This is a genomic window from Anabaena sp. UHCC 0204 (assembly GCF_009711975.1).
GTDB lineage: Bacteria > Cyanobacteriota > Cyanobacteriia > Cyanobacteriales > Nostocaceae > Dolichospermum.
Map to the genome: position 1 here is coordinate 94,396 of NZ_VIKW01000016.1, position 21,327 is coordinate 115,722.

15 protein-coding genes are annotated in these 21,327 nt (G+C 37.4%); 8 read left to right on the forward strand and 7 right to left on the reverse strand.

Annotated elements, in window-relative coordinates:
* Positions 1 to 16 precede the first annotated feature (16 nt).
* The 6 genes from FJR04_RS14715 (at position 17) to FJR04_RS14740 (ending at position 4,412) form a co-directional block, all read left to right on the forward strand.
* Positions 17 to 589, forward strand: a complete 573-nt coding sequence (locus FJR04_RS14715) for a peroxiredoxin (protein WP_168496008.1) — start codon at positions 17 to 19, stop codon at positions 587 to 589.
* 250 nt (positions 590 to 839) lie between these two features.
* On the forward strand, positions 840 to 1,067 hold the full coding sequence (locus FJR04_RS14720) for a hypothetical protein (RefSeq protein WP_168496010.1): 228 nt from the start codon (positions 840 to 842) through the stop codon (positions 1,065 to 1,067).
* Positions 1,068 to 1,417: 350 nt separating this feature from the next.
* The gene (locus FJR04_RS14725; protein ID WP_168496012.1) at positions 1,418 to 1,675 is read left to right on the forward strand and encodes a hypothetical protein; all 258 of its coding nucleotides are present in this window, start codon (positions 1,418 to 1,420) and stop codon (positions 1,673 to 1,675) included.
* A gap of 204 nt (positions 1,676 to 1,879) precedes the next feature.
* Positions 1,880 to 2,095 (forward strand): hypothetical protein, encoded by a 216-nt coding sequence (locus FJR04_RS14730; RefSeq protein WP_168496014.1) that lies wholly within the window; start codon positions 1,880 to 1,882, stop codon positions 2,093 to 2,095.
* A 64-nt stretch (positions 2,096 to 2,159) separates the two neighbouring features.
* The gene (locus FJR04_RS14735) at positions 2,160 to 3,323 is read left to right on the forward strand and encodes a phosphotransferase (RefSeq protein ID WP_168496016.1); all 1,164 of its coding nucleotides are present in this window, start codon (positions 2,160 to 2,162) and stop codon (positions 3,321 to 3,323) included.
* A 15-nt stretch (positions 3,324 to 3,338) separates the two neighbouring features.
* A complete protein-coding gene (locus tag FJR04_RS14740) occupies positions 3,339 to 4,412 on the forward strand; it encodes a T3SS effector HopA1 family protein (protein ID WP_168496018.1) in 1,074 nt (357 codons plus the stop codon).
* 251 nt (positions 4,413 to 4,663) lie between these two features.
* Here FJR04_RS14740 and FJR04_RS14745 read toward each other — a convergent pair whose 3' ends face one another.
* The 6 genes from FJR04_RS14745 to FJR04_RS14770 all read right to left on the reverse strand — a co-directional run bounded on the left by FJR04_RS14745 (position 4,664) and on the right by FJR04_RS14770 (position 15,530).
* The gene (locus FJR04_RS14745; RefSeq protein WP_168496020.1) at positions 4,664 to 5,452 is read right to left on the reverse strand and encodes a peptidylprolyl isomerase; all 789 of its coding nucleotides are present in this window, start codon (positions 5,450 to 5,452) and stop codon (positions 4,664 to 4,666) included.
* Between the two features lie 334 nt (positions 5,453 to 5,786).
* Positions 5,787 to 7,319 (reverse strand): HlyD family efflux transporter periplasmic adaptor subunit, encoded by a 1,533-nt coding sequence (locus tag FJR04_RS14750; protein WP_168496022.1) that lies wholly within the window; start codon positions 7,317 to 7,319, stop codon positions 5,787 to 5,789.
* A 114-nt stretch (positions 7,320 to 7,433) separates the two neighbouring features.
* Positions 7,434 to 10,151 carry a peptidase domain-containing ABC transporter gene (locus tag FJR04_RS14755; RefSeq protein WP_168496024.1) on the reverse strand — a complete coding sequence of 906 codons (2,718 nt, stop codon included), beginning with the start codon at positions 10,149 to 10,151 and terminating at the stop codon, positions 7,434 to 7,436.
* Positions 10,152 to 10,172: 21 nt separating this feature from the next.
* Positions 10,173 to 10,769 (reverse strand): helix-turn-helix domain-containing protein, encoded by a 597-nt coding sequence (locus FJR04_RS14760; RefSeq protein ID WP_168496026.1) that lies wholly within the window; start codon positions 10,767 to 10,769, stop codon positions 10,173 to 10,175.
* Between the two features lie 852 nt (positions 10,770 to 11,621).
* Complete coding sequence (locus FJR04_RS14765; RefSeq protein WP_168496028.1) at positions 11,622 to 14,723, reverse strand: efflux RND transporter permease subunit; 3,102 nt, start codon at positions 14,721 to 14,723, stop codon at positions 11,622 to 11,624.
* Positions 14,724 to 14,879: 156 nt separating this feature from the next.
* Entirely contained in the window at positions 14,880 to 15,530 is a 651-nt protein-coding gene (locus FJR04_RS14770; RefSeq protein ID WP_254445292.1) for a cobalt transporter, read from the reverse strand.
* A gap of 141 nt (positions 15,531 to 15,671) precedes the next feature.
* On the opposite strand from FJR04_RS14770, the gene rppA reads away from it, so the two are divergent.
* Both rppA and rppB read left to right on the forward strand, forming a co-directional pair.
* The gene (rppA, locus tag FJR04_RS14775) at positions 15,672 to 16,364 is read left to right on the forward strand and encodes a two-component system response regulator RppA (RefSeq protein ID WP_168496050.1); all 693 of its coding nucleotides are present in this window, start codon (positions 15,672 to 15,674) and stop codon (positions 16,362 to 16,364) included.
* Between the two features lie 213 nt (positions 16,365 to 16,577).
* Positions 16,578 to 17,909: a two-component system sensor histidine kinase RppB gene (gene rppB / locus FJR04_RS14780; protein ID WP_168496032.1), complete on the forward strand. Its 1,332-nt coding sequence runs from the start codon at positions 16,578 to 16,580 to the stop codon at positions 17,907 to 17,909.
* Positions 17,910 to 18,511: 602 nt separating this feature from the next.
* Here the strand turns inward: rppB and FJR04_RS14785 are convergent.
* On the reverse strand, positions 18,512 to 18,883 hold the full coding sequence (locus FJR04_RS14785) for a HetP family heterocyst commitment protein (protein ID WP_168496034.1): 372 nt from the start codon (positions 18,881 to 18,883) through the stop codon (positions 18,512 to 18,514).
* Between the last annotated feature and the right edge of the window lie 2,444 nt (positions 18,884 to 21,327).

The window sequence follows — 21,327 nt, forward strand, 5'->3', positions numbered from 1 at the left end:
TAAAAAAGAGGTATTTATGACTGCTATTACTCACGTTCCAAATGTAGTATTCAAGACTCGTGTTCGGGATGAATCTATCGGTGGACCAAATCCTTATACTTGGAAAGATGTAACTACTGACGAGATTTTTGCCGGTAAAAAAGTAGTATTATTTGCCCTACCTGGTGCATTCACCCCCACCTGTTCTTCCACCCATTTGCCTCGCTACGAAGAACTATTTGAAGAATTCAAAGCCCAAGGTGTTGACCAAATCATTTGCCTCTCAGTTAATGACGCATTTGTTATGTTCCAATGGGGTAAACAACAAGGTGCTAAAAACGTCTTCTTGTTACCAGATGGTAGTGGAGAATTTAGCCGGAAAATGGGAATGTTAGTTGATAAATCTAACATCGGTTTTGGAATGCGTTCTTGGCGTTATGCAATGGTTGTTAATAACGGCGAGATTGAAAAAATGTTCATTGAACCTGGTTTTGAAGACAACTGTGGTAGTGACCCCTTTGAAGTATCTGATGCTGATACTGTTCTTGCTTACCTCAAAGGTGTAGAACGTCCTGCTGAAGTTGCACCTCGGTTAGCATTTGTTGGTTAATTACGAAACCTCAAAACTTCTAACTTTTGACAGAAGTTTATAGTTTTTAATTCATCTAAGGCAAAGGAAGTCACTCTAATAAGACTTCCTTTGTTTTTTTGTTTTGACAGACAAAAATTTTGGAATTCTGTCCACTAAATAAACTTGAAAAACTTGAATTGATGGAATGAAAAACGAAAATATAAGAGAAGAAATGTTAAATTTGTAGCCTGATTTTATCCCAGCTTAGATTGGGAAAGGAAAGTAAAAAATGCGGATAACAGTTGCTGACATATATCCTCACAGTAGCGAACAGATGCTCAATGACCTCACTCTTGAGGAATTGACTAATGTTGTAGGTGGTTACAGAAGAAGAAGACGCAGAGGTTCTCGGTATGTAGAACCCTCAATAAATCTGGATATAGATACTGAGCTTGAAAGCTGGAGGACAGAATTAAATACGATGATGGAAGACCTCAGAGACGATTTCAGTAATTAAGCAATATCCTGATTATTGAATAATCTCATAAATATCGTGCGTTTTTATGCTTATGAATAGGAAACGCACGATTTTTTATATATTTACAATTAGTTTTATCAGTATAAAAACTTGCAAATTATCACTAAAAATAATCTTCAGTAAAAATCAATAAAGATGTTTAAAGCTAGAGCTAATACTTTTTATAAACAGACTCAACTCATTTATTTATGTCTTTTTTAGCTGGCTCTAACCCTTGATTTTTTCTAATTTCATGAATAAAAATTAGATCAGCGGTTAAGACAAGGCAAGCTTAACTGGCTCTCACAAAATATCAATTGCCTGACGATTAATTTAGGAGGAAAGAAATCATGGCTAGTATTAAACTTTCTCAATTACACGCTAACGGTTCTGAATTGTTCCAAGATTCCGAAAGCTTTTTAAATGAAATGAATGATGTAGATACAATCTCCGTTCAAGGTGGTAGCGGCTCTGGAATATATGATTTAGTCCAATACAGTATCAAGGGTAAAGAGTTTGTTCTGTTAGGCTTTGCGATTGATAACGTTGTCTCTTTAGCTAAATCATTTAGCTATGACTCTCACGGTGCCGGCTACGGATACTATTAAAATGAGATAATAGGCAAAATTAATTGCCTATATAATCCCATAAAACTCTGGTTCAGTTAAGAATCTATTACCCTTGTTCCCCTGAAATAAAAGGGGAATAAGGTTTTAGATAACTTATTGAACCCGATTAATAAATTAATAAATACCTGGTGTTTACCTACACTTTGCGGCTATCATATTTTGCAATTAGTGGGCATTCAGCAAATGGCAAGAATTACAATTTCTGATTTACATATCACCCAAGAAAAATTATTAATCAATGAAATTAGTAATCTGGAATCTGTCTCTATATTTGGAGGAGATAGTAACAATTTTCAGGAATTAGTTAGATTTGGAATTAAGTCTATGGAATTTATTTTATTAGCTTATGCTATAGATTCCATTTCTTATTTAGGGAGTTCATTTAATAACAAAGATTAAACATTATTTTTTCAATATTTTGTTAATTAACTAACCGGTGTTAACTGATTTTTCATTAAAACCCATGCCATTTTTAATAAGTTCTGCCAACGTTTTTGACTATCTAGTTGATCACAAAATCATTCATCCACAAGATCAATCATTAATTAAAATCGAGTTAAAATCAGCTAAAAACTTTAATTTATTAATTAGTTTACCAGATGGTCGTCAACTTCTTGTTAAACAAGAGCGTCATGATCAAAATGGTAAAACATTAGGTGAATTTGTAGATGAATGGAAGATTCATGATCTCTGTCAGAAATTCCTAGAAATCAATCATTTACGATCATATTTATCAGAAGCAATTTATTTTGATTTAGAAAACTCCATTATGGTGTTTAACTATCTAAATCAATATCAAGATTTATCAGAATTTTATGCCAAAAATCATGTATTTCCCACTGATATTGCTCAGTTGATTGGCTCAAATCTGGGAGTATTTCATCGGACAACAATAAATCAAGAAAATTATCAAAAAAGCTTTGAAACTTCTCTAGAAGCTCCCAATTTAGCCAAAGGATTAAATAGAATTACACCACAAATATTTGGCAATCTTCCTGCTGATGGTTTAAGGTTTTTTGCTCTCTATCAACGTTATGATAATTTAGGAAAAGCAATTGCCGAATTAAGTCAGGCTTTTATACCTTGTTGTCTAACTCATAATGATCTCAAACTCAATAATATTCTTTTATCTTTGAATTGGAAAACAGAAATTGAGCAGAAATTACCTGGTCATCAAAGTATTATCCGATTGATTGATTGGGAAAGAGGTAATTGGGGAGATCCTGCTAATGACTTAGGTACAATAATTGCTAGTTATCTACAAATTTGGTTGTATAGCATAGTGGCTAATAAAACTATACCTATTGAAGAATGTTTACGTTTAGCTGCTATTCCATTACCAATGATTCAACCTTCTTTATCAGCATTAGTTAGTGGTTATTTAGATAACTTTCCGGAAATTTTAGAACGCCGTCCAAATTTCTTGGCATTAGTAATGCAATTTAGCGGTTTAGCATTAATTAGAGCTATTCAAGCTAAACTTCAATATGAAAAAACCTTTGGTAATTCAGGTATTTGCATTCTCCAAGTTGCTAAGAGTTTATTATGTCGTCCCCAAGCATCTATCCCGACAATTTTAGGAACGGAATTTTCAACAGCAATTTCTCAAAACTTATCTCTTGCTTAAAAAAGGAAACTCTATATGCAAGTATTAGATTCTCTACAAAATCAACTTTTGCAATTGCCACAAGAATTACAAGCAAAATTGGAAAATATTACTAATCATTTAAAAATTGAATCATTTTATGCTATTAAGCATCCAGAATACAACTTATTAGAATTGCCAGAATCTGTAATATCTAACTTTAAAAAGTTACCTTTGGATATTCAAAATAAACACTTGCGAATTCTATTACGTAATTTTCTTTACAGTGCTTATTACAATGGTTCTTGGCATAACTCTGCTGATACCCAGGATAATAATCTGAGCAATAATAGGTTATTGGGTATAGATATGGCTTTTTATGAACAACTACATAATCATAATACAGGTATAGGCTATTGGAGTCAAAATTGGTTAGTAGTTAATGAAGAAGCTGATGGATCTTTAGCAGTTCATAAAAATGGTTTAACCTTGCATATTGAGCGTGATTTGTACTTATCAAGTATTGATAAATCTGCTACTGTTGGTAATTTAGTAGCAATCAAAATGCCTAAAAATTTAGTCCAAAATGGATTTTATATGGCAGTATCTAATTTAGGAAATCAAGATCATCAAGATATTGTCAGAATATACTTTAATGTATCACCCGAAGGTGTAGTATCAGTAATGGAGAATTTAACTAGAGAACTCAATCATATTCAAGTTGCTTTCTCATTTAAAGCTTTATATAATCCTGATGAATATCAACGTTATGACTCGGCAGTGCTGTATTTCAATAAGCATGAATATCAAGCCGTTTACCCTGTATTAAAAAAAGTTTATTTAGAAAATCAAGGCAGTTTTTCGCCACAAGTTCCTTTGTTTACTAAGCTATTAGCACCCGGATTAGGTTGTGCAGAAGAACCAGACAATAAATTTGGTGAACAAGAAAGTTTTGGTACTAATCGTTGTCAAATTATTGCTAATGGTTTAATTACGGCTTGGCAAGCAGGCAATAATACACCTGAAAGTCGAATGACAGCAATTTTTGAACAATTTGCATTACACAAAATTAAACTACAATATCCTTATCTTAATACCCATTCTGAAGATGTCTATACTCCTTTAGATTGATGACATAAGTAGGTGAGCATTAAAATTTCCTAAAAAGTAAAATCGCCCAAAACTCTCTTCTTATTCCCTTGCCCCAACGACAATTTTTAACGCTCACCTACTTAAGTAACTAGACAAAAATAAATCAACTTAGATTAAGTAATGTAAAAAATATTGAGATGATTTGGTAGTAAGGGCTGAAGTCCTTAAATGAGGACTAAAGTCCTCACTACAAACCTGGAATTATTTAGTCTGTTCTACTTACTCTCATTTTAACTAGCTTCACTCAATATTTCTACTGAAGATGAAGTAGAATTTGTCTCTTCTTCTAATGTAGCGATAACTGTTAATTTACTAATTTGCTCTTGTAACCAATTAGTAAATAAATCACCAAGAATTTTTACGCGCATTTGTTCATTTAATTGGGGTTCAATTATTTCTTCAACTATAATGATATGCGCTCCTTTGGGAGTAATTATTGGTTTGAGAATTTGTGGAGGATTAGCTGCAAAAACTGCGGAGGCAATTTCTGGTCTAAAGTCACTTCGTTTGCGGATACCTTGATATCCTCCAGCCCTGCGGATTTCGGGATTTTGGATATATTGACGAGCGATTTCTTGAAAACTAATTTCCCCTTCTTGAAGAGCATAAAATATTTCTAGAGCTAAGTCTTCATCATCTAATATTACTTCATAGGTAACTGCTGCACTGTAATCAATTTGGTGGGCATAAAAGAATGGTTCAATTTTATCAGCAAATAAATGATGAGCTAATTTTGCTGATAGGAGATTTAGCTGGGCTATTTCTTCAAAGTTATCTAAAGAAAGATAATGTTTTTGTAACCATTCCCAGGTTTCTTCGGCTTTAATGAGTTTATTAGCTAATCGTAAACTATCTGCGGACTGTTGTAGTTCTGATATTTCGATATTAATACCCTCTTTTTCAGCACTTTCAGCAATAATTTTTTTAGTAGTGATCGCTTCTAATAAACTAGGAATTTGACAAGATATTTTAATGTGATAAATAATATCTTCTTGGGATACTTTTAAAATATCTGACATGATGTTATTTCTCCACTTACTAAACTAATTTAGATATATTATTTGCTGTTACTTAAATCAATTATTAGTGTATCTATCATATTTACCTGATATATTAATCTCATATCTCTATCCAATGATACTTTTAATATTTTTGATAATTCATAACAAAACAATTACCAGGCTTATATCCCCGATTTTTAAATAGTCGGGGATTTTATTGTTTCTGATTTATTTAGTAGATGTTCAGATTAATAAATAGATGGCTGTTCTTGAACAACCAACAGTAAAAATCTTGTTCTCATAGAGACTAAATGATCTTTTATATGATGTTTGTGGAGATAAATCATAACTCTTAAAGCTCTAAACCATTTTTTTGTAATTTCTTAAATGGGTCTAAAATGAAGTCAATAACTCGACGTTGACGGATAATTACTTCAGCACTTGCTGTTTGCCCTGGGGTGAGAGGAATCTGTTTATCTCCAACTTGAACATAAGGATTATCTAAAGCGATATCTAATTCATAAGTTTCTATAGGACTGTTACTATTTTCCTGGATTTTAGAGCTAGGTGAAATCCAAGTAATTTGCCCTGATAAAACTCCAAATTCTTGGAAAGGATAAGCATCAAATTTAATTTTTACTGGCATTCCTACCTTGACAAAACCACTATGTTGACTAGGCATACGTGCTTTCAAAATCAAAGCTGCATTTTTGGGTGCAATTTGAGCAATCATTTGTCCAGGTTGGACTACAGAACCAGGTTTTTTAATAGGTAATTCAAAAATTGTGCCATCAATAGGAGATCGGACAATTCGTTGTTGTAGCTGTAAATTTAAAGATGTAATCTGACTCTTTGTTTGCATAATTTCTGATTGAAGAGCAGTAATTTGATTTTGTAAATCTTTAAGCTGTTCCTGATTTTTTAATAAAACTAATTCACCTCCTTGCATGGCACTGTTATAACTACTTTCTTCTTCTTGTAATCGTAATTTTGCTTGTTCAATATCTGATTCAACTTGATTCATTAGCGACTGATAACGATTAACTTCTTCTCTTAATCGTAACTGTGCTGTTTGAATATTAAATTTTGCTTCTTCTTGTAAACGTTGACTCTCTTCAGCAATTTTTTCTAATTCGACTACTTTAGTTTGAGGAATTATACCCTCTTTTAAAAGTTGACGATAACGGGCAACTTCAGCAATATCTCGACGCAAGCGACTTGTAGCTAACCTATAGCTACTTTGAGTAGATTTTACATTCTGTTTTATTTGATCAATTTGGGCTATTTTCTCCAAATTTTGAAAATTAGAAGCACTTTTCCGGGTTTCAAATGTTTGCCGGGCTTGATTTACCTGAGCGAGTTTTTCTAATGATTGATATTGATTTTGCTGATTTTGAATATTGATTGCCATTAAAACTTGATTTTTGAGTATTTCCAGTTGAGTTTCACGATTTATTAAACCTTCTAATTTAGCTTGTGTCTGTTGAATTTCTGTTTGTAAAACTTCAGATTCCATTTCCACTAAAACTTGCCCAGCTTTAACTTGTGTGCCTTCTTTAACATTCACATTGATGACACTTCCAGTTACCACACTATCTAATTTTTGTGTTGCTCCTTTGGGTTCTATTCGTCCACTAGCATTACCTGTTTCATCAACTTTAGTTAACATTGTCCAAGGTAAAATAATTGCGGCAAAACTGACTAGTAGATACAACATGGAACGAGTCCATGCTTTTGGTAAAGCATCTAGTAATTCTTCTGTACCGTAAAACCAATCTTTGGCTTTATCTAATGTCTGAACTTGATGTTGAATAAAAGCTTTAGGTTCAGGTGGATTCTGTAGCTTTGTGGTAGTTGTTGATTGTGGATAAGTTGACTGTGGCATAAGTAATTGAGGAGGATAGGAATTCAAAAGGTAAAATTATCAACAGAGAATAGAGACGTTAAATACAACGTCTCTCAAATTTTGATTTAGAAGATGATCAATTAAACTAATTAATCAATTTGTTTGTGCTAATTGTTGTTGATTGAGATAGAAATAATGTCCTTTTTTGGCAATTAATTCTTCATGTGTACCGCTTTCCACTAAAACACCACGATCTAAAACTAAAATGAGGTCGGCATGACGCACAGTGGAAAGACGATGGGCAATAATGACACTTGTCCGTCCTTGGAGAATTTTTTTGAGGTTTTTCTGAATAATACGTTCAGATTCAGCATCAAGATGACTGGTAGCTTCATCTAATATTAAAAGTCGGGGATTGCCTAGTAAAGCACGGGCAATTGCTAAACGTTGGCGTTGTCCTCCTGATAACATTCCTCCACCTTCACCAATTTGGGTTTCATAAGCCATTGGCATTCTTTTAATAAACTCATCTGCACCTGCAAGTTGGGCTGCTTCCATGATTTCTTCTAAAGATGCTTCGGGATGGGCAATACTGATATTTTCCCGAATTGTTCCCCCGAATAAAAATGTATCTTGATCAACAACTCCAATTTGCGATCGCAATGAATGTAAGGAAATACTAGTCACATCTTGATTGTCAATTAAAACTCTTCCATCTGTCGCTGGATATAAACCTAAAATCAATTTAGAAAGGGTTGTTTTACCTGAACCACTCCGCCCTACAACTGCGATAGTTTGCTCTGGTAAAATCTCAAAGTTTAGATTTTCTAAAATGTTAATTTCACTTTCATTATGAAAACGGAAAGTAACATTATTAAAGCGGATTCCTCCCACCAATCTGGATAAATATTGCCGGGGTTGATTTTCTAAATCTTCTTCTGGTTGTGCTTCTAAAACGTCATTAATCCGTTCTGTAGCAACAATCACTTCTTGTAATTGATTCCACAAAATAATTAGTCTTTGAAAGGGCTGAATAATGTTCCCTAACAACATATTAAAAGCAACTAATTGACCAATAGTAAGTTGATTCTGAATAACTAACCAAGCCCCAAACCATAGTAACCCAGTGCTGGCTAAGGATTGAACAGTAGAACTAACTAATTGCAGTTGATTACTAACTACTTGACCATTAAAGTTCTTTTTAATTAAATTATTTAGTAATTCTTCCCAACGCCAACGAACTGTTTGTTCAATTGCCATTGAGCGAATCGAAGAAATCCCAGTCAAGCTTTGAATTAAATAACTATTTTCCAGTGTTCCTGCTGTAAATACTTCCCGACTAATCCTGCGTAAAAAGGGTGTGGCAAAAAATGTTAATAACACAAATGGCGGGACAATTGCTAATGTCATGAGTGCCATTGGTGGACTATACCAAAACATTAGTGCTACATAAACAAAGACTGTGAGTAAATCTAAAGTAATAGACAGAGCTTCACCAGTCAGAAACCGTTGTATTTTTTGATTTTCTTGGACACGGGAGACAATATCTCCAACATAGCGGGACTCAAAAAATGCCAATGGTAAGCTAAATGTATGTTTAATAAAACCAACCATTAATGCTACACTAATGCGGTTGGCTGTGTGGTCAAGTAAATATTGTCTTAACCCATTAATTGCCACACGAAATAAACCAAAGATTAACAATCCAAATCCTACGGTATTTAAAGTTAAAACGCTCCCTTGGACAATTACTCGATCTAACAAAAGTTGAGTAAATAAAGGTGTTACTAACCCAAATATCTGAATTAAGATGGAAGCAATAAATACTTCTAATAGGACTTGAAAATGCGGTCTAACTAAGTCCAATAACTGCCAAAATGGCGTGTTAGCTTCTTGTGTTTTCTTGAGTGAAGCTGTAGGTTCTAATAATAAAGCGTAACCAGTCCAACCTGCTTTGAATTGACTAATTGTCAGGTGACGTTGACCAATAGCAGGATCGGCGACAATTACCTGTTTTTTGGTAATTTCATAGACAACAATGTAATGTTTTCCTTCCCAATGAGCGATCGCTGGTAAAGGTTGTTGAGCAAATTTATCCAAGCTGGCTTTGACTGGACGGGTAGCAAAACCAAGGCTTTCTGCGGCTGCACTCAAACTCCGCATGGATGCACCACTACGGTTAACATTAGCTAGATCCCGCAGTCTATTAATACTGAGATTTTTACCCCAATAACGACCAACCATCACTAAACAAGCAGCACCACAATCAGCCGCACTTTGTTGTTCAAAAAATGGATAACGTTTACTAAATTTACGCCACCAATTGCTGGCAGTAACAGTAGGAATAGGGAAATATTTAGGGCGCTTTGTCGGTTGTGTTTCGGGAATTATCGGTTGGCTAAAATTAAGACTTTTTGCTTCTTTCGGTATTTCTTGAATGGGAATTTCTGGAGATTTGGGAGTATTAATTAATTCGGCTTGATGCCACAACCGCTCATAAATACTCGGATATGTTTCTATTACTTTCCTCAATGTTTGTTCGGGAAGATAGGCAATGTTTAAATTCACGGAAGCTCTAGCAACATAACTGCTAAAATCTTGCTCTGGAAATAAAGTTAATTCCCCAAATGATGATCCTGGAGTGAGGGTAGTAATTAAGTTATTGGCACTATCAAGTAATCTGGCTTTACCTGTCAAAACAATGTAAATTCCTGGCTTGGCTGTATCAGCTTGCCAAAATTGCTTTGCTACTGGTGGTTCAATAATTTCTAAACCCTGGATACAATCTGCAACTGCTTGATCTGATAGCGAATCACCCAAGGTTTGTTTAATGTGTGTAGCTAACTGTTCTTGAGAAAACGCTGATCGCATTTCCTAACCTCCAAAACACTATTATTTATTGGTCTGCATGAGATTAAATGACCAATTGAAACTAGGTTCAGATGGAGAATGTAAATCACGAATTGTAATTGCCACATCCTGATTTTCAGTAGTTATCAATGGGGAACTTTTTCGTTTAGTAGAAAGTCCCATTTGTTTAAGAAGACGGTTAATATGGCGATCGCTAATTTGAATTCCCAATTCTTTTGCTAAATGTTTACTCAACCATTGAGCCGTCCAATCACTAAAAGCATAGCCATATTCACGGGGACTACAATTAACTAATTCTTTCAATCTTTCAATATATTGATGATTAACAATCTTTGGTCTACCCAATGGGCGCTGATTCCATTTGTGCGCCATACCCGCCTCAGCTATTCCTATCCAATACCTAGCCATTTCCTGAGAACAACCAATCATTTCACAAATATGAGTTTGCGATTTCCCCATATCTGCTAATAACATAATCTCAATCCGTCGCCGATATTCTGGTTGTGAATTACTTTGTAAATTTTTTAGTAATGCTTTGCGCTGAAAAGGTGTTAAAAATTTACTTTCGTAGGAATCGTAAATATTAACAACCTGATCTTGATGAGAATAAGATGACATAATTCTTACCAATTGCCTTCTACTTTCAAATGTGGGCAAATCTATCTTTTACATCTATTCCTCAAAAATAGATGCAAAAAATTTCCAGACATTCAGTATTAAATCTGTAGGATGTTTTATGGGTATTCATTTAATTCTCAATATATGTGCAACAGGCATAGCTGTTATGTCCCTTAATAAACAGCATTGTCTGGTAAAACACCTACAGATAAACTCAAAAAATTTCTGTCACTAATGCCAAATTTATCTGCATTAGTTAATTATCCAAAAATCCACTTAGGGCATAAAAGTATCCCTAGTTTAGATTTGAGGATCTTCACAAACACTGGTATTCAGGTTTATAAATTAACCTTAAAGTATTTAAATTCATGCAGTTTTGATCACCCAATAATTACGGAACATCTGTTCCACACATTGCAGCCTCAAAGTAGATACAGTCAGAAAGGATATAATCTATCTCTTAACACTATCCTAAAATTAGAAAATTCTCATCAGCAGACTTTCTTAAATATAAGATTGTCTGTTTGATAAATTTAGATAAAAAAGTGACAAAGCTTTAATTGTTATTTTTAAATTCTGCTATATCTTTTTCTAAAATTTATATAAAAAATAAAATCTTTACCAAATATTCATAATATCTTTACATAAAATTTATATAAACTGCAAATTGTTAAAAATATATCAAGTGTCTTTAGACCTGAGATATAAGCGACACTATGGCTAACGCCACGCTACGCTAACGACAAGCTCAGTGACCGCTCGTGCAGTTCGACAAGCTCACTGACATAACTTCCCTGTGTGATGATATACAAGAACCCCACCCACTACGGGTGAAGCTCCCATACACCAAAACTAGCTATCAACTCCAGGCATCAACTGTTTGCCAAACTTAGCGTAGAGAGCCGGAATAACTAATAAAGTCAAAGCTGTAGATGTAAATAAACCGCCCAAAACTACAATTGCCAAGGGTTGCAGAATTTCATTTCCAGCCCCACTAGCGATCGCCAAAGGCAGCATACCTAGTGCGGAAGTGAGTGCGGTCATCAGGATAGCATTAACTCGTTCTAGTGAACCTTTAACAATCACATCTTGCAGGGGCATTCCCTGAGCAAACTTATTGTTATAGTTGTCTACCAACAACAAACCATTGCGGACAGCAACGCCAAATAGGGTAATAAATCCAATCAAAGAAGCGATCGACATCACACCGCCACTCAAGGCAATGGAAACAATGCCACCCACCAAAGCCAAAGGTAGATTGAGCATAATGGCGATTGTCGCGGAAAGGGATTTAACAGAGAAGAACATCAACACTGCAATCACAATCGCTGCCAAAATACTAAATACCAGGAGATTATTAGTAGCACGCTGTTCAGACTCAAACTGTCCACCGTACTGGATGAAGTAGCCATTGGGGAGTTTGATTTTCTGTTGAATTTGGGATTGAATATCGCCGACGACACTGCCCAAATCACGCTCGGCCACATTTGCCGAAACAACTATCAGCCGTGACACATCTTCCCGATTTACAACATTCGCCCCCATACCGTATTCTACTTTAGCAACCACACCCAATTGGATAGTTTGCCCAGTTGGGGTAGTGATGGGAATAGCGCGAATGGCATCTAAACTATTGCGGGCTTTCTCCGTCAAAGAAATAGAAATATCAATAAGCTGCTGATCTTCTGCCACTTGCGACACTACACGACCATTCAGGGCAGTTTCGACCACATTTGACAACTCCTCCATAGTCAATCCATAGGTAGCGGCAGCAGTGCGATCATAATGAATTTGTACCTGACGAATGGGCAGTTGGGGTTCAAGCTGCAAGTCTACAACCCCAGCAATGGGCTGAATCACATCTCGCACTTGTTCGCCAATCTTTCGCAGTTCGATTAAATCAGGTCCAAAGATTTTCACAGCGATCGCACTTCTGACCCCAGATAACACTTCATCCATACGGTGAGAAATAAATCCACCAATGTTAGATGCTACACCAGGCAGTTTATTGAACTCTTGCCGCAATTGTTTAATACTGGCTTCCCGGTCTTCGAGGGCGCGATCGCTCAATTCTACATCCACATGAGCCATACTCACTCCCGCCCCATCTGCATCCCCTGGAGTGCGTCCTGCCCGTATCTGCACCCACTCATACAAAGGATTATCTTGAAGCGCAATAGACAGTGCTATCCCTGCCCGATTGGTCATATCTAGGGAAACACCCGGAAATAAAACCATTGAATTGACCAATGATTTCTCCTGAAATTCGGGGAGAAACACCCGTCCCAGGGAGGGAATAATCGCAAAAGCAGCAACCAAGGCTGCAAGTGCTACACCTAAAATAATTTGAGGCGATCGCAGCGACAGATTTAACAATGGACGATATAACCGTTCTGCCCAACGTGAGATAAATGTACCTTCTTGCGGTAGGGTTTGGTTTGCCAGCAGAATGGCACACAAGGCAGGTGAAAGGGTCATAGCCACCAAAGTAGACGCACAGATTGAGAGCAAATACGCAAAACCCATCGGTGCAAAAATATTACCCTCAACACCCGTCAAACTAAAAATTGGTGCAAACACGACCACAATAATCACTGTGGAAAAAATCACGGCTAACCGCACCTGTACAGAGGTTTCATACACCACCTCAAAGGGATGCTTCAGATTGCCCTGTGCCTGATTAGTTCGCAGTCCCCGATAGCAGTTCTCCATGTCCACGATTGAGTCATCCACAACTGAGCCAATGGCTACGACTAAACCGCCCAAGGTCATAGTGTTAATGCCCAAGCCAAAAGCTTTCATGAACATTAAGCCAATTAACAAGGAGAGAGGAATTGCACTCAGAGTAATTACGGCAGTACGCCAATTCATCAGAAATAACAGCATAATCACCGACACGATGATGATGCCTTGAATCAAGGAACTGCTGACATTGGCAATGGCAGTATCAATAAAGTTAGACTGCCGAAACGTCCGCGCTACCTGCACATCAGAGGGAAATGTCGCCTGTAAAGATTGCAGCATCGCTTCTACTGCTTTTGTCACCGTGGGAGTATCAACATCCGGCTGTTTGTTAATCATCATCACCACAGCCGGCTGACCATTAAAACTAGCATCTCCCCGCTTCAGTGCTGCACCCGTTTTGACTTCCGCCACATCTTGGAGCAAAATCGGTTTCCCATCTTGCACCTTGACCACTGATTGCTGTAAGTCTGCAATTGATTTTACCTGCCCAATACCGCGCACCAACAGTTCTTGACCACCTCCAATGAGAAATCCACCAGGAGCGTTAGAATTTGCGCTTTTAGCAGCATTGGTAACTTCAGTCAGGGAAACATTGAGCGATCGCAATTTTTCTGGATCAACTAGCACCTGTTCCTGTCGTTCATCCCCACCGTAAACAGTAACTTGGGTAACTCCCGGCACAGATAGAATTTGATTGCTCAGGGTGCTATCAACAAGACGGCGCAAATCCATCAGCGAGGTTTTCCCCTGCCCATTCACAGTAAAGGCATACTGTAAAATCGTACCCAAGGGCGATGCTAACGGTGAAATTTCCGGTGGATGGACCCCTTCAGGTAACTGATTTGTCACCTGCTGGAGTCGTTCTGTCACTGATTGCCGAGCTTTATAAATGTCCGCTTCCTGGTCAAACACCACCTGCACCATAGACAGTCCGACTTTGGAGGAAGAACGCACCGTAGTCACCCCTGGTAAACCATTCACCGCACTTTCAATCGGCACAGTAATTTGTGATTCCACTTCCTCTGGAGCTAGTCCAGTCGCTTCGGTGTGAATATCCACTTGGGGGGGCGCAAATTCAGGAAAAACGTCCAGTGGCATCTGTGTAACAGTAAATACTCCCCACACCGTTACTAAAATCGCACAGATAACTATAAACCAACGTTGAGCAATTGAGTTTTTGAGAATCTGATTCAGAATAGAATTCAACATTTCAATTAAAAATCTCCCTTATGGGACTTACAGCAGTTTTCATGTATTTAGACCACACACTGATCTCTGTATTTCTTTCTTCCTTTGCGCCTTTGCGCCTTTGCGTGAGATATAAAAATGTGGTTCATTTTTTTATGATTTTGCGTAAGTCCTGTCTTATTCCGACAAGTCGCTTTTCTTTTTACCCATACCTACGACAAAAGCGATCGCTCCACCCACAAGCACAACTCCACCACCAACTCCTGCTAAAATACCCATCGGCAATCCGCCCGATTGCTGAGTTGTTTCACCAGCCTGTGAGACGAGATTACCGCTTGCATCATGGCTATGAGGTATTCCTTGAGCATCTGCCTGAGCATGGGTTGTATCAGTTTTAGGAGTGGGACTCGCGGCTGGACTGGTTGCTGTATCGGCGGTTTGAGTTTTGCGCGATTCAGCATAGAGCGACAAACTACCTTGGGTAATGAGCTTTTCCCCAACTGACAATCCTTTGGTAATAGCGATTAATTCGCCTTTAGTCGCACCGGTGGTAACTTCCACTGGCTCATAAAAATCCTTATACTGCACAAAGACTATCTGTTTATCATTGGCATCAACCAATGCCGTTACCGGAATCATCACAGCAGATCCAGATTTGGCAGAAGAGGCGATGGGCGTGACAACAATACCTAACAGTTGATCGGTTTGAGCATTGACTTTCACGCGATTAATGCCGCCCGTTGCTTGAAATTCATCACCATGCCCAACGTGAGCAAACACAACTGCGGGCGCACTAATAGTTAAACTGGCTGCCAGAATGGAACTCATTAGCATAAAAGGTTTCATAATCACTCCTCACAATACGGGTTAAACAAAAGTTCTCCATAGTTTGCCAAAGGTCAGATGAAATCCAGGTGAAATGGCAAATGTTTTTGTAAGATCAAGCTCGTGGTTGATTTCCCTGAAGTGATGCGAATTTTACTGGTGGAAGATGAAGCGGATTTGGGGTTGGCAATTAAGCAAGTTCTGATTAGCGAAAGATATGTGGTGGATTGGGTGACAGATGGCACTGAGGCATGGCTCTGTCTGGAAAGCCAGTGGACAGATTACACAGTTGCTATTGTTGATTGGCTGCTACCCGAAATGTCGGGATTGGAGTTATGTCAGAAGCTCAGACTACACCAAAATCCCTTACCAGTGCTGATGCTGACTGCTTTGGGTCAGCCCGAAAATCGTGTAGCAGGGCTGGATGCGGGGGCTGATGATTATTTAGTCAAACCGTTTGTGATGGAAGAGTTGCTGGCACGGTTGCGGGCGCTTCAAAGGCGATCGCCTCAACTACAACCATCCACCCTGACTGTTGCAGGTTTTACTCTGGATACAGCAAACAATGTCCTTCAAGTAAATTCCGATGGATCTACGCCTCTAATAATTCCCTTAACCACCAAAGAATTTCAGTTGCTCATGTATTTGATGCAGAACCCCAATCGCATCATTCCCGGTAGTAAATTACGTCATCAACTTTGGGACATGGATGAAGAGCCGATTAGTAATGTAGTTGCAGCGCAAATGCGCTTATTACGGCGCAAGTTAGCAAATCATGGTTGTCCCTGCCCGATTGAAACTGTTCCCGGTGCTGGCTATCGTTTTACAGCTAAATGAACTACATTTTTATATCTCACGCAAAGGCGCAAAGGCGCAAAGGAAGAAAGAAATTAATTTAGATAGGACTTACGCACAAGTCACGAAAGAACGAACCACGAAGGAACGAAGGACACGAAGAGAAGAGGGTTTCAGAGATATTTTGCGTAAGTCCTATTAGAGTGTGGTCTAAATACATGAAAACTGCTGTAAGTCTCAAGTTGATTCTCGGACATGAATAGCTACTCTCTTTTTCGGCGCAGTCGTCTACGGTTAGCCCTCTGGTATGCGGGAGTTATGGGTGTGATTTTGAGTGTTTCTGGTTTGGGGATGTATCGCGCAATGGTACAAACAAAGTGGGCAGGAATGGAGCGCGAAATTGAATCAATTCCTGGAACTTTACACGATAGCGTTGAACCACTGTTACCGCCTTCTGAAGAACCGACTGCGGTTTTGCAACAAATTTTTCCCGATCTTTGTGTAAGTGGACAACCTTGTAAGGCTACGCCAACGCTGATTCAACGGCACACTATCGGCATCAGCGATCGCACTACATACTATATTCGTCTGTTCAATCATCAAGGGAAACTTCTGGCTTTTTCACCCAATCAACCGTTATCTCTACCGCCAACTCTCAACCGCAATTCATGGCAAACTTTTCGCACGGCTAAGGGCATTCGCTATCACCAATTCACTACAATTTTGCATAGTGCTAATGCTGATTCATCTTGGGGCTATTTACAAATTGGCCGCACTTTAGAACATTTTGATGGGGAAATCAGGCGGATTCGATGGATTATGGCGATTGGGTTGCCTATTGCTCTGAGTTTGGTTGCTACTTCCAGTTGGTGGCTTTCAGGATTAGCCATGCAGCCGATTTACCAGTCTTATCAGCAACAGCAACAGTTTACTGCAAATGCTGCCCACGAATTGCGATCGCCTCTGGCTAGTCTGTTGGCGACTGTGGAAGCTATCCTCCGTATACCGCAATCCAATCAACAAGATATACAAATAATGCTTCATACTGTTGAGCGACAAGGGCGGAGGTTGAGCCATTTAATCGCTGACTTACTCTTGTTGACCAGTCTGGAGCAAAATTCAGGCGCAAAACCTTTTCAGCCCTGTTGCTTAAATGATTTGGTAAGCGATTTGACCGAAGAATTTTTAGAACTGGCTACTGCTGCTGATATTAACTTAACCTGCCAAATTCCCCCTTGCGAGGTTTACACTCTAGGTAATGAATCGCAACTTTACCGTTTAGTGTCAAATTTGATTGCCAATGCCATTCAGTATACACCCAGAGGTGGATATGTAACTGTTAGCTTAGTCAAGGGTGATTATACTGCTGTGATTGCGGTGAAAGATACGGGGATTGGGATTGTGCCTGCTGATCAAAAGCGAATTTTTGATCGCTTTTACCGTGTTGACGGCGACCGCTCTCGTAAAACCGGAGGCACAGGGTTGGGGTTAGCTATAGCTATGGCGATCGCCCAAAAACATCAAGCGAGTCTGAAAGTTGAAAGTCAGGTGGGAAAAGGTAGTATTTTTACGCTAGAGGTCTTATGAAAAAAGAAGCTGTAATATTTTTACAGCCTCAAATTTTTGTTACATCAATTGCCAGTTGACATAACAGTAATAAGTTGATTTGCGAATAATAGAATGATTTGACCATGACTTTTCCCTTTCCTAATCTACATTTGGTACTAAAGTTAGCCAAACTTTAGTGACACCAAATTCAATAGCAGGAGTCCTAGAGTCATTTCCATCTTATTAGGGCAACCCACCACCCCGATTGAAAATTACTCAGACTTATTAGGAAAAAAGACCACCATTAGTCATGGTTCATCAATCTTGATGTAGAATTTATTTAATTAATGAGAAACTGAATGCTAAAGCAATCAGCCTATGTGTTTCATGTACAGACACAAACAGTTTTTTGGGAAAAATGCAACTGGTCTGTCATGAACCTTTGTTTAGGTTGCTATTTCTAATTTATAAGATGTTACCCGTGTATATTTGCCATTCTGGCAGATTTTTACAAAGGCTTCAGTAATTGCAGTTACTCACATTTTATATCAGTCCATATTGAGTAACACACAATTACGGTATTGGCAACAACATAGGGCATGAATTGTATCCCCGACAAATTTTAAATTTCGCCCTGGGTACTATGCTGATTTCTTTTCCCTACTGTTAGCCTTTTGCTTGCCTCCCACTTCCAGATAAGCTATGTCTTTAATCTTGCTTAAACAGCTAGATGCTAGACTGCTTTCAGTCCTTTTTTCTCCGGTTGGTTTAGCAATTTTCAAACTTTCATTATTTTGGGAATTTGACCTACTTGTGCGGGCATTTTCTTTCAAGATGCGGTTATAAGTGCGATAAGGGATATAGTGCATCGGATTATAGCCAACGAACCGCAACATTAAAACACAAGCCCAAGAATACTTCCCGGCTAAAATTGCTTCAACTACTTGGTCAAACTGTTCGGGATGAATTTTTGGTTCTAAGTTGTTACTACTGCCAGCAATATCTTGATTCATAATCTTAGTTGTCTGTGAATTGAGTAAATTAGTCCAGTTTCTGCAAATGCGATTGTCTTGATTGCAGTTGATAAACAGCTTCAGCTAAATTGCTGTTGCGGGAATGACCGGAATCTATAGGTAATCAATTGGTGGCAGATGTTGATGTATAGTAACAACTTTTTGACTGACAGTAATTGCCAGCCTAGATACCTCACGGGAATGGAAGACTGAGCTAAAAATTGCATTTGACCTGATGATTTTTTTCATAACCTGACCTGCGATTGAAAACCTGACTGTTTTTAATCAAGCCTGTGTACTGCTGTGTTTTGCCGTATATACCCTGATTGTCTGGGCAGTTTTCCAGTTTTCATTTAGTCATACCTATAGCTTTCAGAGGTAATGTGTATTAATTACTTCTGGGCTTCAGGTTTGTACTGACTCATGAATCAAAGATAAAAATTTACCTTTTTTCTGGTTTCTACCTGGAGAACTTGAGTTCAACGTAGCTTTTCGTAGATGCGATTGTGTACTGTTGAAACTTCCAAGTGGAAATTTTCTGCTTTTCCTTAGTTACTGCTGTATAACTTCTTACCATTAATTATGATGCTTATCAGTAAAAGCTCATATTTTCTTAACGGAGTCAGGAAAATCATTGATTTCTCAATTTCAATAGCCACATTTTTATTTATACTATTTTTTGTCGCTAATGTCATCTGCCAAACTGGCAAGATTTAAGTTAAATTTACTGAACATATCTAGATATTTACTTATGTCTTGTGCAAGTTTGAGTTTTGTCCCCACTCCTAAAAAAAAGAGGGGGTGACACCCCCCATTTTAATCTGATTGGCAGATGCTATTATCGTAATACGAAGCAAAAATACTACGACTGAGTTCAATCTATATTCTTGGCATATAGATTATATGAGATACATTTTAAACAATAATATCTATGATTTTAATCCCCAATATTCCTACATTTATGATCTAAAAATATGAAGGCGTTTAATGATTAAAGCCTTGCTCTAAAAGAGTTACAGAATTTTATGTCAAGTTGAAGTTAACAAAAACTGTGATTGAATATGAACTAAAAAATAAAATAAAGATTTATCCAACTTCATGATTTTTGATAATCTAAATTTATATAATTTATTAATTAATCTATATATTTATTTTTGAGTCAAGTGAACACTTTTAGTCAGGTGTAGATAGATAAAACTGTATCGCTATGAACTTTTAATGATGATTAAATTAATTTACTTATATTCATTTGCTCATTAGGCAAAATTGCTTTGTAATTAAATAATAATTTTGATAATTAGATGTATATAGCTGATTGATATAAGTGAGATTACAGTGATAGTTATTAAGTTGATATAGTGGGAATAACTATCATTATTTGTCATGATTTACTGATGATATTCCTGATTGCAGTTGATACTTCGGTCTGGATTGAGAATAAATTCCGTATGGCAACTCAGTATCAGGAAATAAAATATTCTAGAAAATTCAGTATGTGAACCGCTGTTGTTCAGCGTTGAAAGGGGATTCACGACGGGAATTTTTTTTCCACCGCTCTAAAAAAATTAAGAGCGAATTACTTGACAAAGAATAATGAGGAGGTTATATTGTAACTCCCAAGCTGTTGAAGTTTTTCTAAACTTTTCAGTGATAGGGAGAAGTTTTAAAAGCGATCGCTAAATTAAGATTTTTATACTACTAAAACTACCTGGGAACTTATACCCTAAACTGCGAGTCATAAATAACAACTGCATTTGAACCTGACGAACCTGACAAAATAGATTGATAAAGCTACTGCTGTCCTTGCTTTATTGAACTAGACCGATACTACTTGTAGGATTAGATAATTGAAATCTACTGATAAATTTTCATCTGTCTCAACTGGAGTACAAGAATTATTTAAGTAGGCAATTTCAATTTTTGATCCGGTGAAGGTACGACATTTAAACTTTTTTATCTCCCATAACCCTAAATAGAATAGGGGGCTGGTGAGTATATATTGCTGATTTGGCTAAAAAGTTAACTTTGACTAATCACCAAATTCAGTACACAAAAATTATATCTTTACCGCTTGTACGCGATGCTATTGCCACAGCCTCTGCAAAACGCAATTACTTGTGTAATTTATTGTTAATTGCTGATTTCTCATTTTTTCAGTGGCTTTTCGATTGACAATTAACCCAATAATACTGAGACAGAGAATTTACACGGTGATTGATCAACATAACTAAATCAGGGAAAAGAGGCATATCTTAAAGCATTATTTTTCAGATTTAAATTCCTCAACTCTTACCATTACTGATTTTTTTGCCGATTTCCGGAAATAACAGGGAAATTTGATCTCAAGTCTGGAGATTTTGTAAAGCAGAAGATCCCCGATTCATCTAAGAAATCAGGAATCTACAGCTTTGTAGCGAATCCCTAAGGCAAAAATTAGGTATTAA

Coding starts and splice junctions, on each gene's coding strand:
- rppB (WP_168496032.1), top strand. CDS start 16,578: ATGAATAGCTACTCTCTTTTTCGGCGCAGTCGTCTACGGTTAGCCCTC.
- FJR04_RS14735 (WP_168496016.1), top strand. CDS start 2,160: ATGCCATTTTTAATAAGTTCTGCCAACGTTTTTGACTATCTAGTTGAT.
- FJR04_RS14755 (WP_168496024.1), bottom strand. CDS start 10,151: ATGCGATCAGCGTTTTCTCAAGAACAGTTAGCTACACACATTAAACAA.
- FJR04_RS14750 (WP_168496022.1), bottom strand. CDS start 7,319: ATGCCACAGTCAACTTATCCACAATCAACAACTACCACAAAGCTACAG.
- FJR04_RS14785 (WP_168496034.1), bottom strand. CDS start 18,883: ATGAATCAAGATATTGCTGGCAGTAGTAACAACTTAGAACCAAAAATT.
- FJR04_RS14760 (WP_168496026.1), bottom strand. CDS start 10,769: ATGTCATCTTATTCTCATCAAGATCAGGTTGTTAATATTTACGATTCC.
- FJR04_RS14765 (WP_168496028.1), bottom strand. CDS start 14,723: ATGTTGAATTCTATTCTGAATCAGATTCTCAAAAACTCAATTGCTCAA.
- FJR04_RS14770 (WP_254445292.1), bottom strand. CDS start 15,530: ATGAGTTCCATTCTGGCAGCCAGTTTAACTATTAGTGCGCCCGCAGTT.
- rppA (WP_168496050.1), top strand. CDS start 15,672: ATGCGAATTTTACTGGTGGAAGATGAAGCGGATTTGGGGTTGGCAATT.
- FJR04_RS14725 (WP_168496012.1), top strand. CDS start 1,418: ATGGCTAGTATTAAACTTTCTCAATTACACGCTAACGGTTCTGAATTG.
- FJR04_RS14740 (WP_168496018.1), top strand. CDS start 3,339: ATGCAAGTATTAGATTCTCTACAAAATCAACTTTTGCAATTGCCACAA.
- FJR04_RS14745 (WP_168496020.1), bottom strand. CDS start 5,452: ATGTCAGATATTTTAAAAGTATCCCAAGAAGATATTATTTATCACATT.
- FJR04_RS14715 (WP_168496008.1), top strand. CDS start 17: ATGACTGCTATTACTCACGTTCCAAATGTAGTATTCAAGACTCGTGTT.
- FJR04_RS14720 (WP_168496010.1), top strand. CDS start 840: ATGCGGATAACAGTTGCTGACATATATCCTCACAGTAGCGAACAGATG.
- FJR04_RS14730 (WP_168496014.1), top strand. CDS start 1,880: ATGGCAAGAATTACAATTTCTGATTTACATATCACCCAAGAAAAATTA.